Here is a 16,361-nt window from a genome sequence, read left to right as displayed (position 1 = left end):
ACGGCGCCGGTTCTCTTTAAAAGCGTTCTTTTCAGAAGCGTTCTGGGCGAATGAGAGCGTAGGTGAGGTAGACGGTGAGGAACACGGTCACGCCGCCGCTCAAGACATAATCGAGGATCATCGGAGCTTCTCCCTTCAAAGCCTGTCGCAAGCGCGGGTATAGGCAAGGCAGAGACCGAAGAAGACGACTGCGGTGCCGAGTAGAATGACGTCAAACATCGATCTGGACTCCTGTTGTTAAGGCGAGGCCGGACAAGGCAAGGGATGCCGTCCCCGAAAGACGGCACTTTGATGCTTTGCGGCTTTGGAGATGATCTTTAGCGATCTCTCGGACCCTAATATGCGGCGCGACCGCATAGGGGTTCGAGACGGGGCTCAGGGGAAAGAAATAAAAATCCTATAGGAATTTCGTTCTTTCCGGCGGCGGCTGCCCTCAGGAAGCGGCCGTAAAGGTTATGGCATAGGCGAAAACGAGCGCCATCAGCATCACCGCGAGCATGCCGAGAATGATGCTCGATGCACGCAGATGGTCCGGATTCCCGAAATTACGGGAGCGCGGATATACGTGTTGGCGCATGTGGTGAACGGCCCTGGACATCAGCATTCTCCTCATCCCCGTCCGACGATCTTCATGCGGGAATCGATCGCCTCGGGGGCCTTCACCGGGGTCTCGAAAATCGGCCCCAAGCTCAAGGTGACGCCTTCCGGGAGGCAGCAGACGGCACCCGGCGTGCGATCACTTTCGAACATGGCGAAATGCACCGCCGACGCCCGATTGGTGAACAATCCGCCGACGAGCCCATCGCGGTCGGAGACGACCCAACGGCCGCCGACATCGCGGCCCACCATGAAACGCACGCCTCGCGAGGGAGGCTCGACTTTCGGCATTGCCTTACCCATGACGATCCCCTCACGCAGCCATCATGGAAACAAGGCCCGCGGCGCAAAGGCCGAGGCCGATGACGCCGAGGAGCCTCAGGAAAACGCCGAGGTTCGCGTCGACCGGGCGATTTGGCTTCGACAGCCGGCGCTGCCGGGCTTTGGCTTCAGCAAGATGCAGGAAGTAGACGCTCCCCAAACGACCAAACATTTCAGTCACTCCTTGTTGGGATCGGCCCGCGGCATTGTTCGCGCGGAGCCCGCATCGAAACCGATGCACGACGATCCGAAAGGTAGCGACGGCCGCATAGGCTTTCGATTGGATGCGGCAGACGAAGAAATAGGGAATCCATATAAGCAACCGTGATTTTTCGTTTGCGCCGCAGCATTCCGGGCGGCATGTTGAAATCCTCGAACGATAAAAGACTTGGGAAATGGAATTCAGATCATGACAGCAGATGCGATCGTGCTGGGAGCCGGCATTGTCGGCGTTTCGACGGCATTGCAGCTCGCCCGGCGCGGCAAATCGGTGGTGCTCGTCGACCGGAAAGAACCCGGCATGGAGACATCCTACGGCAATGCCGGCCTGATCCAGCGCGAGGGTGTTGTGCCCTACGGCTTTCCCCAGCAGTTCGGCCTGATCCTGCGTTATGCGCTCAACAACCGGATCGATGCGCATTACCACTGGAAGGCCATTCCCTCGGTCACCTCGTTCCTAGCGAAATACTGGTGGCATTCGAACCTGACCCGCCACCAGCTGATCGCCCGCGCTTATGCGCCGCTGATCGAGCATTCGATCGCAACCCATAACGAGTTGATCGAGGAGGCCGGAGCCCAGAATCTGATCGCCAAGAACGGCTGGACGGAGGTGTTCCGCACCCGCGGCAAGCATGACGGCGAGATCGGCGAGGCCGAGCGGCTTCGCAAGGAGTATGGCGTCGCCTTCAAGGAACTTTCGCCGGCCGATATCGCCGAGCAGGAACCCAATCTTTCCAACGATTTCGTCGGCGGTCTGCGCTGGGAAGACCCATGGTCGGTCAAGGATCCGCTGGCGCTGACGCGCGCCTATGTAAAACTGTTCGAAAGCCTCGGCGGCCGGGTGCTGAAGGGCGATGCCAAGAGCCTGTCGCAGACCAAGACCGGCTGGCGGATCGTCGCCGGCGAAGGCACGGTGGAAGCCAAGGACGTGGTGGTGGCGCTCGGGCCCTGGTCCGATACCGTTACGAAACCGCTCGGCTACAATTTCCTGGTCGGCGTCAAGCGCGGCTACCACATGCACTATTCGGCCAAGGGCAATGCCAAGCTCAACGGCTGGACCATGGATGCGGAGCGCGGTTATTTCCTGGCCCCGATGAACCAGGGCATCCGCCTGACGACGGGCGCGGAATTTGCCCGCCGCGACGCGCCGAAGACACCTGTTCAGCTGGAACGCGCCGAAGCCGTGGCGCGCAGCATCTTCCCGCTCGCGGAGCGGCTCGACCAAGAGCCGTGGATGGGCGCCCGCCCCTGCACGCCGGACATGATGCCCGTCATCGGCAAGGCGCCCCGGCACGACGGCCTGTGGTTCGCCTTCGGTCATGCGCATCACGGCCTGACGCTGGGTCCGGTGACCGGTCAGGCGATTGCCGAGGCGATCACGGGGCAGAAGACATTGATCGACATCTCGGCTTATAGGCCAGAGCGCTTCAACGCCTAGCTCTGTTCGATTGGTCTTGAAGGGGCACGGACTGTCGGAGCCTGCCCTGTGCGGGATCGATGTCGAATGCGGCGCCTATATTCGGACGGTGTAACATGGCCTTTAGACCCGCAGACAATCCCCGCCACACGAATTCCTGGTACGCGGCTTCGGCAAAGGACAAGCGTGTCCGCCCTGCCCTTGACGGAGAGATAGAGACGGATGTCTGCGTCGTCGGCGCGGGCTTCACGGGTATTTCCGCGGCGCTGGAACTTGCAGAGCGCGGATATTCCGTCGTGGTGCTGGAGGCAGAGCGCATCGGCTTCGGCGCGTCCGGCCGCAATGGCGGCCAGATCGTCAACGGCTACAGCCGCGACCTCGATACCATCGCCGGACGGTATGGCCGCGACAAGGCGGTGCAGCTCGGGGCGATGTCGCTCGAAGGCGGCGAGATCATCCGCAGCCGCGTCGCGAAATACGGGATCGATTGTGACCTGGTGGATGGCGGCTTCTTCGCGGCCTTCACGGACAAGCAGATCCGCGAGATGGCGCATCACAAAGCCGATTGGGAAAGATACGGCCATGGCGGGCTGGAAATGGTTTCGAAAGCCGAGGTCGGACGGTATGTAAAGACCGACAGGTATGCCGGCGGCATGATCGACAGGCTCGGCGGCCACATCCATCCGCTCAATCTCGTGATCGGCGAGGCGGCAGCGTTCGAAAGCCTTGGTGGACGCGTCTTCGAAGGTTCGCGCGTGACCGGCTTAGATGCTGGCGAAAAACCGGTGACGCGAACCGCGAGGGGGTCGGTAAAGGCCTCGTATGTGCTTGTCTGCGGCAATGCCTATCTCTCCCCGCAGTTTCCAGAGATCAGCGGCCGGATGATGCCGGTTTCCAGTCAGGTGATGGCGACGGAACCGCTCGACGCGAGCCTGATCGAAAGCCTGCTGCCGGCGAATTACTGCGTCGAAGACGCCAATTACATTCTCGACTATTACCGGCGGACTGCCGACAACCGGCTGCTCTATGGCGGCGGCATTGGTTACGGCGGAAACGACCCGAGCGATCTCACGGGCGTCATCCGCCCCAATATGCTGAAGACGTTTCCGCAGTTGAAGGGCGTCAAGATCGACTATGCCTGGAGCGGCAATTTTGCGCTTACCCTGACGCGTATCCCGCATATGGGAAAACTGTCGGACAAGGTCTATTTCTCGCACGGCGACAGCGGCCACGGGGTGACCACCACGCATCTGCTCGGCAAGATCCTCGGCGAGGCGGTCGCCGGCCATGCGGAACGCTTCGACATCTGGTCGTCGCTGCCCAACCTTCCCTTTCCGGGCGGGCAGACGTTCCGGGTGCCGCTCACGGTGCTCGGTGCCTGGTGGTATGGGTTGCGCGACCGATTGGGCCTCTGATCAAGGGATCAGAGAGAAACCGGGAAACTGCCGGTGAAATAATAGGTCGCCTGGGCGCGAATGATCGACTTGAACTGCGCCACGGTCGCAGCGGCTTCGTCTTCCGGAACCATGAGGGCAAGCCGCATGGTAGCGCCCGACAGGTGAAACATCACCAGAAGCGCCTGAGCATAGTTTTCGCGAAGCGGTTCTTCCACGAAGGGCTCGGTGGCCTTGTAGAATACATCAGCCTGAAAGCGGGTCTCGGCAATATCCAGATCAGCAAGCGCTTTGTCCGCCTGGATGGCATTCAGGAGATCCTGGAGCGATGGCCTTTCCCGCATGTTATAGTAGTATAAATCGAAAAGTGCGGCCGGGGCCTGCAAAGCATCTTCGGCCGTGGCGATCTTTCCGATCTGCTCTGCGACAAAAGAGCGAACCTCTTCGACGTAACGCTCGTAGAGCGTTGCGATGATGGCGGACTTGTTCGGGAAATACTGATAGACCGATGCGATAGGCCCCCCGGAAAGGGCAGCTATCTCCTTCATGGTCACTGCGTCTATGCCCTTCTGGCCGATCAGCTGCATCGACACTTTCAGGATCTCATCGATACGCTCGCGGCTCCGCTCCTGTTTCGGCACCCGGCGAAGGGAACCCCGCCCGGATCCTTTCGTCGAATCTGGCATCCGCAAACCGTCTCCTCAAACACCTGTCAACTGCTCCCTGCCGTCGCCGGGAAAATTCCCGGCAAGTCAGGCGGAATTGCTTGAACGCAAAACTGTTACTTATACGGCGCCCGAAGAGCATCGGATCACAATGACTGGTAATTTTTAGAATACTTTCCACGGCGATGCACAAGACAGAACATCGGAGAAAACGAGAGGCTAAATCCTATTATCTATCCTCAAATGAACCTGGTAATACCATCGAAAGCCTTGCTGACGATGGTATCGACACTTGCGTCGACGTCGACCGTTATCACCCCGGCCTCATGCTCGGGGCTTTCAAGGGTTGCGAGCTGGCTCTGAAGCAATGATGTCGGCATGAAATGGCCGGTACGCGCGCCCATCCGTTGTTCAAGAACCTTGGGGTCGCCCGTGAGAAAGACGAAATAGAGCGTGCCGCCGGCCTCCCGCCGCAAACGATCTCGATAGGTTTGTTTGAGCGCCGAACACGAGACGACCACGCTTTCGCCGCGTCCCCTTGCCGTCGCCAGTTCGTTGCCGACAAGATCGAGCCAGGGCCAGCGGTCGTCGTCGGTCAGCGGAATGCCCTTCGCCATCTTGGCGACATTCGCCTCCGGATGCAGGCGATCACCTTCCACGAATGCGCAGCCGAGACGCGCGGCGAGATGTTCGCCCACCGATGTCTTCCCCGATCCGCTGACACCCATGACGACGATTGCGAGAGGAAACGAGGGTTCGATCGAGGGCATGATTAACTTCCATTGGGACCATGTTCAGGGGCGGGAAAACCGAAATACAGGAGCCGAGGTTAACTTCAGGTTTTCCAATTCTCTTACGGGAACCTTAGAGGGGCTGCGATAAAAGGGCTGACCTTGAAGCGCATTCTGCACTCACCGAGCTCAACCGGGAACCCACGATCATGCGGCGACTCATCGACAATATTGCGTTACGCCTTTATCATATCCTACGCGATACAGGCGGCAATTTTGCGATAGCCACTGCCCTGGCGATGCCGCTCCTCGTCACGACCGCCGGTGGCGCGATCGATTTTGCCCAGGCCTCGTTCGAACGCGGCCGCCTGCAGGGTGCCCTCGATGCGGCCTTGCTCAGCGCCGTTGCCAAACCCGATATTGCAAGTCAGCGCCGGGAAGCGCTGCGCTTTCTGACCGATACGGTACCGGAAGACACCGACCTCGACACCGCGCTCATCGTTGCCGGAAATGCGGATGGCAGCCTGACGGGTACCTATGCCCAAGGCGTGCCGACGAATTTCCTCGGTCTGCTCGGCATCCACACCATCGACGTCAAAGTCCAATCCACCGCGATCGCGAACAGGAACCCGAAGCCTTCAGGCGCATGCATCTACGTGCTCGGCAACACGGCGCAGGCCGTCCTGATCAATTCGGGCGCCAACGTGCATTCGGAGAAATGCGGCGTGGAGGTCAGTTCTACCCAGAACCCGGCCTTCATCATGAACAGCGGTGCGACGATCGATACGCCCAGCTTCTGCGTTGCCGGCACCCAGTATATCAAGAACGGCGGGACGCTCAGCAACCTGAAGCCCGGCTGTAAGGTGTCTGGCGATCCCTATGCCGTCGGCATCGCCGAGCCGACCGTCTCCTCGACCTGCACCACCAGCGGCACAAGGGACGGAGCAGTGCAGGACATGGCCCCAGGCGTCCATTGCGGCACCACCTTCAACGGGTCACCGAAGATCACGTTCAAACCCGGCCTCCATATCATCAAGGGCCGGATGATCATCAACTCCGGTTCGACGGTCGTCGCGGACGGGGTGACCTTCTATTTCCCCGATACCGACAGCGAAATCCGCGCCAATGGCGCCCTGAGCTTCACCGCATCGGCGCCGACCAGCGGCACCTACAAGGGCATCCTGATGTTCGAAAAGACCAGCGATGTCGCCAACAACGGCCGCAAGCAACAGTACATCTTCAACGGCTCCAATGGCGAGACGCTTAAGGGGGTCATCCATCTTCCGAACCGTGACGTCGTCTACAACTCGACCACCAATCAGTCGAACCTGATTACGCTGGTGGTCAATACGATGATCATGAACTCCGCCAACTGGCAGATCGAACCTTATACGGGGGCTGACAGCGGGACAGGCTCTGAAATTACATCGGTGCGCCTCGTCAACTGACGCTCAACGCTGCCGGGCTTCCTTGCCGAGCACGACGGGCATCAGCACCGACAGGAACATCAGCCGAAGCACGTGATGAGCGCCGACATAGGTGGGGTCGGCATGCAGCATCACCGCCATCGCCGACATGGTTTCGAGCCCGCCCGGCGCAAAGGCGATCAGCGCCGCATCGAGCGGTACGCCGGTCAGGCAGGAAACGCCGCCGGCAATCGCCGCTGCCAGCACGATGACGACCACGGTCACCACGCCGCCGGCCACGAAGGCGGTGCGCAATTCGCGGATCGATACGCCGCAGAAGCGCGTGCCGATGACCGAACCGAGGATGACATAGGTCGGAACCAGCAGCCAGTTCGGAACTCCACCGTTGATGAACCCGGTCACATGCGTGGCGATCGATACCACGACGCCGCCAAGCAGCAGCGCTGCCGGAAAATTCCAGCGCATGAACAGTAAGCCGAACAGCGCCGAGACGATAAGCATGGCGATGAGAACAGGCGCGCTCATCACCAAAGGCACCAGGACCGGGTCGGTGCCGACGAGATCGAAGATTTCCACGATCAGCGGGACCGTAATCGTCAGCGCCAGCACGCGCACGCTCTGGCCGACGCTGACGGCGCGCAGGTCGCAGCGGGTTTCGGCGGCGAGGCTCAGCACATAGCTCAGGTGCCCGGGGGAGGAGGCGAGCAGCGCGGTGATCCGGTCATAGTGGAAGAACCGCTGCAGCACCCACGAACTCACATAGAGCAGGATGACGACCGCCACGAGCACCATGACGAAACTCAGAGGCCAGGTGCGCGCCGCGACGATCACCTCCGGCGTAACAGTCGCCCCCATCKACACGCCGACGACGATGAAACAGACGTTGCGGACCTGCGCCGGCACCGCCAGGTTCAGCCCGGCAAGCCCGGCAATGGTGATCGCGATTGCCGGACCGATGAGGTAAGGAGCTGGAAAAGCAATGAGAATTGCGACCAGCGCACCGGCAGTGCCGATCAGCGCAGTCAGCGCGAATACGCGCAATTCCGAAAGGGGCATGGCTTGATCCTGAAGGCGCCACAGGAAGGAAAACTGACAAAAGCCAGCAAAACGCCTCGTCCCCTTCTATTGCAAATGCGCGCGAGGTCAACCTCTTCTGCAGCATACGGGGGATAGCAAAAGGCGCCAACCTCAACGGCGGCGCCTTCAAGAAACGTCAACGGGCAAGATCAGGCGGCCGGCGCGACGACCTTCGGGATGGCCTTCGGCAGATGCAGCATATCGATGCCCAGCAGGAAATTGATCTGCGGGCGCGCCTTGACGAGGTCGTCGATCGTGTATTCGGCGAGCACATCGAAGAAAGCGTTGAGCGCCTTGCGAAGCGCAGCGTTCAGGCCGCAGCTGTCAACAAGCGGGCATTCCGCAACTCCCTCTTCGAAGCATTCCGCCATGGCGAAACTATCTTCTGTCACCTTGATGACGTCGAACAGGGTGATGCGCTCAGCAGCACGGCCAAGCCTGACGCCGCCATTGCGACCACGCACGGTCTCCACCAGACCGGCCTTCGTGAGCGGCTGGAGGATCTTGAAGAGGAACAGTTCGGAAACGCCGTATGCCCTTGCAATCTCGGGGATGCGGCTGAGATGGCCTTCGTTGGCGGCACAATACATCAGCATCCGTACTGCGTAATTCGTCTGTTTGGTCAAGCGCATGCTGGTCTCCCGAGACTGGTACCCGCCTTATATAATGGCTTCCCTAGTTTTGAACAATTCCAAAATAAGAAAATCGTCATCAAGTTTCCGACGTAAGACGGCGTGCCTCCGTCGGAGCGGAATTCAAGCGATGAATTGCTCGTCCACACAGACGACGACCAGGAAGGCTGGGGCAAGCCGGAGCGGCGGCCCGGGCAGACCGGCGCGGGCTCTCCTAGGCAGAACCTTTGGCGCGCTGCCGGAGGACGACGTCTGGCCGCACCGAACAGGCCGCGCAGGGATTGCCAACGATATCCCGCGACCTGCATGAAGTTTTGACGGTCCTGCGCGAAGCCGGTTCAGGACCGGTTGCGGCTCGTCGGAAGAGTTCCGGCCGGCGTCAACCGGTCATCGAGATCGCCACCCAGGTGGGGACAGCGACCACCACCATTGCTGCCAGCAGGCTAAGGCCGATCCTCGCCAGATACGCGCGGCGGGCACGCTTCGCATCCCACTCGTACACCATGGACATACTTCCCCACTCCTACTCCGCAAGCTAAATTAGGATAGTCTGCGGATACGTCAATGGTGGCTATGGATCACGGCTACCTTGCCTGAGGCCGACCTTCCAGCTCGGCGGCATAATTGCGGATCTCCTGCTGACGTTGCGGGGTGCCCGGATGGCTCGACAGAATGCTCGCGTCGCCATGGTCTCCGAGCTTTTCTTCGAGGACCACGAAGAAGCGGGCGAGTGCGGCGGGATCGTAACCGGCAGCCCGCATCAGCTCGACCGAACGGCGATCCGCCTCCGCTTCCGCGGCCCGGGAATAGGACAATGCCAGCAGCGCGCCGCCCTGGGTGAGGATATCCTCGACGCCCGAGCCGACATCGCCGGCAATCAGCATGACCAGCGCGGCAACGCCGGCTGCGCGATAGAGCTGCCGCAGGCTGTGCTTGCCCTCGACATGGGCAATCTCGTGGCCGAGCACGCCGAGGATCATTTCCCGGTCGCTGTTGGCGAGCTTCACCAGATCGTCGGTGAGGATCAGGCTGCCGTCGGGGAGTGCGAAGGCATTCGGGCCAATCACGCCGCCATCCCGGAAATAAAGCCGATAGGCCTTCTGCCCGCCCTTCGAATGTTCGGCGAGTTTCGAGAAGCCTTCGGAGATCGCCTGCCGTTCGCCTTCCGGCAATTCGGAGGGTTTCAGGACGGTCCGATCGAGCGAGGCGAGCGTGCCGGAGCCGATCAGTTCCGGCACGAACGGCGGCGTTACCAGGACGGCAACTTCCACCAGCACGGGTACCGCATACCGATAGATCGATGCCGCAAGCAGGATGACTGCGATCGTCATGACGATCAGCCGCGGATGGAACCGCTCCAGCCGATGGATCAGGCCGCTGCGAGCGCCTCTCTTGGCGCGGAGATAGGTGTCGATGCCCTCGTTGTCGCGGGTTTCGAACACGGAACCGTCCGGGAAACTCACCCGCCGCGGGATCGAGCCGACCCGCGGACTGATCTCGGTCCGCTCCGGTACTGCAGAGGCGAGAACCCGCCCCTCTTCCGCTGCGACGAGGAGAGTGCCGTCCTCGCGCAGGACGGCCCCGATTGCGAGGCTGGAATTGGCCGGATGCCATTCGCCTTTAGCGATGACCGCTCCGTCAGAAGCCAAAGTCGAACCCTTCCATATCCATGTATTCGGCACTGATTGCAGCACCGGTCGCCTCGATCGAGGAGAGGATTTCGCCCGGATCGCCGTTGATGCGGATGCCGGAATGCTCGTTCACATACCGCGCCATCCGGACCGCCGCCCAGGGGCGCATCAGTCCGAGCGTCAGCACGGTGACGATCACGTTGCTGATTGCGATCCAGGCATAACGCAGCCGGGAGATATCGCTGACCAGCTGATGGCGACCGTCAAGTTCCGCCGCCGACCACGCGACGTTGCGCACACCCGCCCGATAGAAGAGACCAGCAACACCATAAAGGATGAAATAGATGAAGACCCCGGCATAGAGACCGGCGATGCTCAGCACGGTCATCTGCGTGCTCGTCAATTCGGCGCTCTCGCGCATGACGGTCGCAGCACCGATGATCACGACGAAGGCAATGAAACCGAAGACGATGCTGCCCAGGAACACGATCAATGCCGGCAGGATCCAGACGCCATAAAGCCGGCCGAGCCGCGGATCGCTCGAAAACGGCCGGTCCCCGTAACGCAGGTTGTTGAAGATGTATCGCCAGGTCCAGCGGCTCGCGAGTGGCGCCAGGATGCCGAAGGAAATGAAGGCGACAAAACTGCCGAGCAGAATCGCAACGAAAGCGCCGCCCGCGGTGCCGACGAAATCGAAACGCACGTTGCGGTAGCTCGTCACCCGGGCGTTGAAGCGCAGGCTGCGCTTGATGAGCCACGGCAGAGCGACCAGGATCACGATCGGAGTAAGGATGCCGATCGGCGGAAAGATCGCCGTGCCGATGTTGATGACGATCAGGAACGCAATGACGATCAGCCGGCCGATGAAGATCTGCTTGCCGGTCGCGTGATATTCGAAGGCGCGGTCGAGAATGACCGTGTTGCCGTAGAAGTATCGCATGCGCCGCACCTTGGCCCAGGCCGAATAGATGCCGAGGGTGACGATCGTCAGCAGAACGTTGACGATCCAGATACCGAAATATTCGCTGGCGCTGCCGGTGAAGGATGCGCGCTCAAAATACTGCCCCGCCGCCGCCCGAGGCGTCGTCTCTGCCATTGCCATGATGTCATATCCCCTTGCCGAATACCGTCGAGACGGCTGCCTGCCCGATTCCCCGCATGATTGTAGGGCCTGGATATGTCATTTCAATTGTTCGCGCGACACGTAATCAGATTCTGGGTCGTCAAAACAAAAACGGGCCTCCTGCGAGACCCGTTTTGTTCATTTCTCGATTGGGCCCTCAGGCGTGTGCCGGCGTCCCGGCAGGGAGATCGGCGCCGAGCGCTTGGGCCGCAGCAGCGTTGTTCTCCGGCGTGTCGGCGAACCGATAACCTTTTTCGATCAGCCGGTGCGTATACTGCTTGTTGTAGAGAAAGGAGAAAATGAGCTGCGAGATGCCCGCGGTGAACACCGAGATCACCAGATGCAGGGCACCGATGGAGATTTCACCGCGTACAACCGGAACCAGCCAGCCGAAGAAAAGGTAGGTCCACGAAAAACCGTAGAACCCTTTCTTGGTCAGACCGATGCTGTCGTTCTTCATCATTACCTTTTTGGCCATGCCCGTCCCCTTTTTGTTACTTCACCGTCACTCGTATAAACGAGAACCACTGACGATTTGGTCAGTATTCACGGATAAAGCGGGATTAAATTGCTTGGTAAACCGGATATGACGCCAACAAAAAACGGGCCCCCGAAGAGGCCCGCCTGATAATTTCGACCGAGTTCCCGCTTACTTCATCGTCGGCATGACGAATTCGGCACCATCCTTGATGCCGGACGGCCAGCGGGCGGTGATCGTCTTGGTCTTGGTCCAGAACTTGATCGAATCCGTGCCGTGCTGGTTGAGATCGCCGAAGCTCGAAGCCTTCCAGCCGCCGAAGGAATGATAGGCAAGCGGAACCGGGATCGGTACGTTGATGCCGATCATGCCGATATTGATGCGGCTGGCAAAATCGCGGGCGGCATCGCCGTCGCGGGTGTAGATCGCAACGCCGTTGCCGTATTCGTGCTTCATCGGCAGATCGAGCGCTTCCTCATAGTTGTGGGCGCGGACGACCGAGAGGACCGGACCGAAGATTTCCTGCTTGTAGATGTCCATCTCGGGCGTGACGTGGTCGAACAGCGTGCCACCGACGAAATAGCCGTTCTCGTAACCCTGCAGCTTGAAGCCGCGACCGTCGACGAGAAGCTTGGCGCCTTCCTCGACGCCGCGGTTGATCAACCCGTTGATGCGGGCGTGTGCTTCCTTGGTGACGACCGGGCCCATGTCGGCCTTGTCGTCCGTATAGGGACCGATACGCAGGGACTCGATCTTCGGGATCAGCTTTTCGACGAGGCGGTTGGCGGTTTCCTCGCCGACCGGGACCGCGACCGAAACCGCCATGCAGCGCTCGCCGGCGGAACCGTAGCCGGCCCCCATCAGCGCGTTGACGGCCTGGTCGAGATCCGCGTCCGGCATGATGATCATGTGGTTCTTGGCGCCGCCGAAGCACTGCGCCCGCTTGCCGTTCATGGCGGCCGTACCATAGACGTAACGGGCGATCGGGGTCGAGCCGACGAAGGAGATGGCGCCGATATCCGGATCGGTGAGGATCGCATCGACGGCCGCCTTGTCGCCGTTGACGACGTTCAGGATGCCGGCAGGCAGGCCCGCTTCGATCATCAGCTCGGCGAGGCGGATCGGCAGGGACGGGTCACGCTCCGACGGCTTCAGGATAAAGGCATTGCCGCAAGCAATCGCGGGGGCGAACATCCACATCGGGATCATGCCCGGGAAATTGAACGGGGTGATGCCGGCGCCGATGCCGACCGGCTGGCGCATCGAATACATGTCGATCTGCGGGCCGGCGCCTTCGGTAAACTCGCCCTTCGACAGATGCGGGATACCGATCACGAATTCGCAGACTTCCAGGCCGCGAATGACGTCGCCCTTGGAATCCTCGACCGTCTTGCCGTGTTCCTTCGACAGCATCTCGGCGAGTTCATCCATGTTCTGGTTGAGCAGGTCGACGAACTTCATGAAGACACGGGCGCGGCGCTGTGGATTGGTGGCAGCCCATTTCGGCTGGGCCTGCTTGGCGCTTTCGACGGCAGCGCGGATTTCTGAAACGCTGGCAAGCGAAACCTTCGCCTGGACTTCGCCAGTTGCCGGATTGAAGACGTCAGCCGTGCGGCCGCTGGTGCCGGCGACATGCTTGCCGCCGATGAAATGCCCGATCTCACGCATGGTATGCTCCTCCATTTTTGGTACGTGGTGGGAGTCTACACTTCGATTTGCACAAAGCAATGGAGTGGAATAAGCATCCGTTGTGCAGAAATCGAAACAAGACCGAGGCTATGATGTCGGGCAAGATCGTCAGGATTGCGGAACTGGAAATCGATCCCGCACAAATCGACCCCTATCGAGCCCTCCTTGCCGAGGAAATCGAGGCATCGGTGAACAATGAGCCGGGCGTGCTGATGTTGCATGCCGTCGCTGAAAAGGAACGGCCTGAGCAAATCCGCATCCTGGAGGTCTATGCGGACCAGAGCGCTTACGAGGCGCATCTCCGGACGCCGCATTTCCTGAAGTATAAAGAACATACGGCGGACATGGTGAAGTCTCTCAGGCTGATCGACGTCGATCCGGTGATGATGCGGGCAAAATAAGCAGCAGGCATTGAAAGACAACCAACGATGAACTGGGACGATGTCCGCATGTTTCTGGCGGTAGCCCGCGCCGGCCAGATCCTGGCTGCTTCGCGGCGGCTCGGCGTCAACCATGCGACGCTCGGGCGGAGGGTGACGGCGCTGGAAGAGGATTTGCGTACTCGCCTCCTCATCCGCCGGACCAATGGCTGCGAACTGACCGCCGAGGGCGAGGTGTTCTTTCGGGCGGCCGAGCGGATGGAAACGGAGATGCTGGCGGCGCAGGCGAGCACCGGGCGGATCGACGCGGCGATCGCCGGTACGGTCAGGATCGGGGCGCCCGACGGTTTTGGCGTTTCCTTTCTTGCCTCACGGCTCGGGCGGCTGACGCGCCGCCATCCGGAACTCAAGCTGCAGCTGGTGCCCGTGCCGCGATCCTTCTCGCTGTCCCAGCGGGAGGCGGATATCGCCATCACCATCGAACGCCCGGAACAGGGCCGACTGGTCTCTTCGAAACTGACCGATTATACGCTCGGCCTCTACGCCTCGAAGACCTATCTCGATCAGGCAGGAACGCCGCAGACGGTGGAGGCGCTGAAGAGCCATCCGCGCATCGGTTATGTGGAGGACCTGATTTTTTCGCCGTCCTTGAATTTCACCGGCGAGGTGATGCGGGACTGGGATGCCAGCTTCGAGATTTCAAGCGCGATCGGCCAGACCGAGGCGGTCCGTTCCGGCGCCGGCATCGGCATCCTTCACGACTATGTCGCGCGACAATATCCGGAACTGGTGCGGGTGCTGCCCGGGACCGTTATTCGGCGGTCCTACTGGACCACCTACCACGAAACGACCCGCGACCTGATGCGGCTGAGGACGGTGGTGGAGTTTCTGAAGGAACTGGTCGATGGGGAAAGCCACATTTTTGTGTGACGGATAGGACGGTCTTCATGGGGAAAAGAAGAAGACCCAAACAGGGTCCGGCCGCCGAAGCGGCCGGAAAACCTTGTATCAAGAAGGCAGGAAGGTCGTAACCGGAACCTTGAGTGCCGCGGCAATGCGCTTCAGCTTGGCCGGGTCGGCATCGGTGCCGTTTTCAATGCGAACGATCTCATCGTTGACGAGGCCGGTCGTGATGGCAAGCTCTTCAATGCTGTAGCCGACAGAACGACGCGTTTCGGCGACGGCTGAGGCAATGTGCTGCGGAGAAAGCTTCGCTCCATTGGCGGATGCGAAATTATTGATCGAAATTGTCATTGTATGCTCCTTCTAGAATGGCCTGCCGAAAACCGGTCAGGTGAAGGGGGACGAATGCCCGAGACGCAGGAGTCTAAAAAATTAGGCACCGGCTGCCGCAAACATAGGCATGCTGACGACCGAGACAAGGGCGATTACTGCAGTGCACAAAAATGTGTTCGCTTTCGGGTCGAAAGAAGGCGGCATGCGTTTATCCCACTCGCTTAAAATGGTCGGAATCGGGCATTTTTTGCCTTAAATCGAGCTGAAAAAGCAGAAATGGCACCGCGTTTGCGGTGCCACATTAAATTTTCTTAACCTTTGGAAAATGCTATCAGGCCGACTGAATCGACTTGATCCTGTCGATGCCGCCGACGATCGCGGCGAAATCCTGCCAGACGCCTTGTGCACCTTTCTGCCACTCCTCGAAGGCTTCCGGCTTCAGCAATTTGCCGCCGTTCTTCAGCGACACGGCAACGGATGCCGCCTCGTCATCGACGATCAGCTGATTGAAATAGGCAGCCGCTTGCCTCGAGGCGTCCTGGAAGACTGTCTTTTGCTCGGGGTTCAACTGGTTCCAGAAGCTGGCGGAATAATAGATGACGCCGGACGCCCAGATATGGCCTGTTTCGGTCATGTAGGGCACGACTTCATAGAGCTTGAAGCCGGCATAAGCGGATTTGGTGAGGTCCATGGCGTCGGCAACGCCGGTCGCCAGCGCATTGTAGGTCTCGGTGATCGGAATGCCGACCGGGGCGGTGCCGAAGGCGGCCCACAGCTTGGTGTGCAGCGGGCTCTGGATCACACGGATCTTCTTGCCCTTCAGCTGTTCCGGACGGGTGACCGGCTCCTTCGTGAGCAGATGGCGGGCGCCGTAATTGATGAAATCGCCGATCACGAAATTCTGGGTAGCGAGCTTCTGCTTGAGGTCGGCGCCGACGCTGCCGTCAACCGTCTTACGGACATGTGCTGCGTCACGGAAGAGGAACGGCAAATCGAGGACCTGCAGTTCCGGCACCCAGCCGGACAGTGACGAGACGGTCGAAAGGCTTGCCTGCACGGAACCGAGGCGGGCGCCTTCTGCCACTTCCTTCTCGCCACCGAGTGCGCCGTTCTTGACGACGTTGAACTTGAACTGGCCCGGCAGCTTGGCTTCCACCAGCTCGCCGATCTTCACCCAGATCTTCGATTCCGGCTTGTCGTCGCCCAGCAGCGAGGCGGTGGTGATCGTCGTGGTGCGGGCGGCGGCGCTGCGCACGAAGACGGGCGCGGCAAGCGCCACGCCGGTTGCTGCGGCAGTCTTCAGAAGGGTTCGGCGGTTGATATTGTCCATGTCTCAAGGTCCCT

General features: G+C 60.3%; 20 protein-coding genes. 6 read left to right on the top strand and 14 right to left on the bottom strand.

The features are described 5' to 3' along the window. Window positions 1-31 precede the first annotated feature (31 nt). The 3 genes from kdpF to AC1D3C_RS17375 all read right to left on the bottom strand — a co-directional run bounded on the left by kdpF (window position 32) and on the right by AC1D3C_RS17375 (window position 900). The gene (gene kdpF / locus AC1D3C_RS17385) at window positions 32-121 is read right to left on the bottom strand and encodes a K(+)-transporting ATPase subunit F (protein WP_038539975.1); all 90 of its coding nucleotides are present in this window, start codon (window positions 119-121) and stop codon (window positions 32-34) included. A 312-nt stretch (window positions 122-433) separates the two neighbouring features. Next, window positions 434-598, bottom strand: coding sequence for a hypothetical protein (locus AC1D3C_RS17380; RefSeq protein ID WP_247033515.1), 165 nt, complete (start codon window positions 596-598; stop codon window positions 434-436). 11 nt (window positions 599-609) lie between these two features. Beyond that, window positions 610-900, bottom strand: a complete 291-nt coding sequence (locus tag AC1D3C_RS17375) for a hypothetical protein (protein WP_477483757.1) — start codon at window positions 898-900, stop codon at window positions 610-612. Between AC1D3C_RS17375 and AC1D3C_RS17370 the strand changes: the two genes are divergently transcribed. The 3 genes from AC1D3C_RS17370 (at window position 899) to AC1D3C_RS17360 (ending at window position 3,969) form a co-directional block, all read left to right on the top strand. Further along, window positions 899-1,246, top strand: coding sequence for a hypothetical protein (locus AC1D3C_RS17370; RefSeq protein WP_477483756.1), 348 nt, complete (start codon window positions 899-901; stop codon window positions 1,244-1,246). The two genes, AC1D3C_RS17375 and AC1D3C_RS17370, sit on opposite strands and share 2 nt — an antisense overlap. Window positions 1,247-1,327: 81 nt before the next feature. Next, window positions 1,328-2,575: an NAD(P)/FAD-dependent oxidoreductase gene (locus tag AC1D3C_RS17365; RefSeq protein WP_477483755.1), complete on the top strand. Its 1,248-nt coding sequence runs from the start codon at window positions 1,328-1,330 to the stop codon at window positions 2,573-2,575. A gap of 95 nt (window positions 2,576-2,670) precedes the next feature. Then, entirely contained in the window at window positions 2,671-3,969 is a 1,299-nt protein-coding gene (locus AC1D3C_RS17360) for an NAD(P)/FAD-dependent oxidoreductase (protein WP_477483754.1), read from the top strand. An 8-nt stretch (window positions 3,970-3,977) separates the two neighbouring features. On the opposite strand, the gene AC1D3C_RS17355 is transcribed toward AC1D3C_RS17360, so the two are convergent. Beyond that, window positions 3,978-4,634 carry a TetR/AcrR family transcriptional regulator gene (locus AC1D3C_RS17355; protein ID WP_477483753.1) on the bottom strand — a complete coding sequence of 219 codons (657 nt, stop codon included), beginning with the start codon at window positions 4,632-4,634 and terminating at the stop codon, window positions 3,978-3,980. 218 nt (window positions 4,635-4,852) lie between these two features. Then, on the bottom strand, window positions 4,853-5,383 hold the full coding sequence (locus AC1D3C_RS17350) for a gluconokinase (RefSeq protein ID WP_477483752.1): 531 nt from the start codon (window positions 5,381-5,383) through the stop codon (window positions 4,853-4,855). A 170-nt stretch (window positions 5,384-5,553) separates the two neighbouring features. On the opposite strand from AC1D3C_RS17350, the gene AC1D3C_RS17345 reads away from it, so the two are divergent. Next, window positions 5,554-6,792, top strand: a complete 1,239-nt coding sequence (locus tag AC1D3C_RS17345; RefSeq protein ID WP_477483751.1) for a TadE/TadG family type IV pilus assembly protein — start codon at window positions 5,554-5,556, stop codon at window positions 6,790-6,792. A 3-nt stretch (window positions 6,793-6,795) separates the two neighbouring features. On the opposite strand, the gene AC1D3C_RS17340 is transcribed toward AC1D3C_RS17345, so the two are convergent. From AC1D3C_RS17340 to AC1D3C_RS17310, 7 genes are all read right to left on the bottom strand, one after another. Then, window positions 6,796-7,827: an AbrB family transcriptional regulator gene (locus tag AC1D3C_RS17340; RefSeq protein WP_477483750.1), complete on the bottom strand. Its 1,032-nt coding sequence runs from the start codon at window positions 7,825-7,827 to the stop codon at window positions 6,796-6,798. A gap of 170 nt (window positions 7,828-7,997) precedes the next feature. Further along, window positions 7,998-8,480 carry an iron-responsive transcriptional regulator RirA gene (gene rirA / locus AC1D3C_RS17335; protein ID WP_038539948.1) on the bottom strand — a complete coding sequence of 161 codons (483 nt, stop codon included), beginning with the start codon at window positions 8,478-8,480 and terminating at the stop codon, window positions 7,998-8,000. A gap of 379 nt (window positions 8,481-8,859) precedes the next feature. Beyond that, on the bottom strand, window positions 8,860-8,991 hold the full coding sequence (locus tag AC1D3C_RS17330) for a hypothetical protein (RefSeq protein WP_255761379.1): 132 nt from the start codon (window positions 8,989-8,991) through the stop codon (window positions 8,860-8,862). Between the two features lie 73 nt (window positions 8,992-9,064). Further along, window positions 9,065-10,129, bottom strand: a complete 1,065-nt coding sequence (locus AC1D3C_RS17325; RefSeq protein WP_477483749.1) for a M48 family metallopeptidase — start codon at window positions 10,127-10,129, stop codon at window positions 9,065-9,067. Next, window positions 10,119-11,213: a YjgN family protein gene (locus tag AC1D3C_RS17320; protein ID WP_477483748.1), complete on the bottom strand. Its 1,095-nt coding sequence runs from the start codon at window positions 11,211-11,213 to the stop codon at window positions 10,119-10,121. Before AC1D3C_RS17320 ends, AC1D3C_RS17325 begins: the two co-directional genes overlap by 11 nt. 178 nt (window positions 11,214-11,391) lie before the next feature. After that, window positions 11,392-11,712 carry a hypothetical protein gene (locus AC1D3C_RS17315; RefSeq protein ID WP_477483747.1) on the bottom strand — a complete coding sequence of 107 codons (321 nt, stop codon included), beginning with the start codon at window positions 11,710-11,712 and terminating at the stop codon, window positions 11,392-11,394. 171 nt (window positions 11,713-11,883) lie between these two features. Beyond that, window positions 11,884-13,380, bottom strand: coding sequence for a CoA-acylating methylmalonate-semialdehyde dehydrogenase (locus AC1D3C_RS17310; RefSeq protein WP_477483746.1), 1,497 nt, complete (start codon window positions 13,378-13,380; stop codon window positions 11,884-11,886). A gap of 113 nt (window positions 13,381-13,493) precedes the next feature. Between AC1D3C_RS17310 and AC1D3C_RS17305 the strand changes: the two genes are divergently transcribed. Next, a complete protein-coding gene (locus tag AC1D3C_RS17305) occupies window positions 13,494-13,802 on the top strand; it encodes a putative quinol monooxygenase (protein ID WP_247033504.1) in 309 nt (102 codons plus the stop codon). Between the two features lie 27 nt (window positions 13,803-13,829). Then, complete coding sequence (locus tag AC1D3C_RS17300; protein WP_477483745.1) at window positions 13,830-14,711, top strand: LysR family transcriptional regulator; 882 nt, start codon at window positions 13,830-13,832, stop codon at window positions 14,709-14,711. A 78-nt stretch (window positions 14,712-14,789) separates the two neighbouring features. Here the strand turns inward: AC1D3C_RS17300 and AC1D3C_RS17295 are convergent, their stop codons facing one another. Together AC1D3C_RS17295 and AC1D3C_RS17290 are read right to left on the bottom strand one after the other, a co-directional pair. Next, window positions 14,790-15,035 (bottom strand): helix-turn-helix domain-containing protein, encoded by a 246-nt coding sequence (locus tag AC1D3C_RS17295; protein WP_038539927.1) that lies wholly within the window; start codon window positions 15,033-15,035, stop codon window positions 14,790-14,792. Between the two features lie 313 nt (window positions 15,036-15,348). After that, window positions 15,349-16,347, bottom strand: a complete 999-nt coding sequence (locus AC1D3C_RS17290) for a TRAP transporter substrate-binding protein (protein WP_477483744.1) — start codon at window positions 16,345-16,347, stop codon at window positions 15,349-15,351. Window positions 16,348-16,361: the final 14 nt, after the last annotated feature.

The organism is Neorhizobium sp. P1_A6, from assembly GCF_056406795.1.
This window is presented reverse-complemented; position numbering and strand designations above follow the sequence as displayed.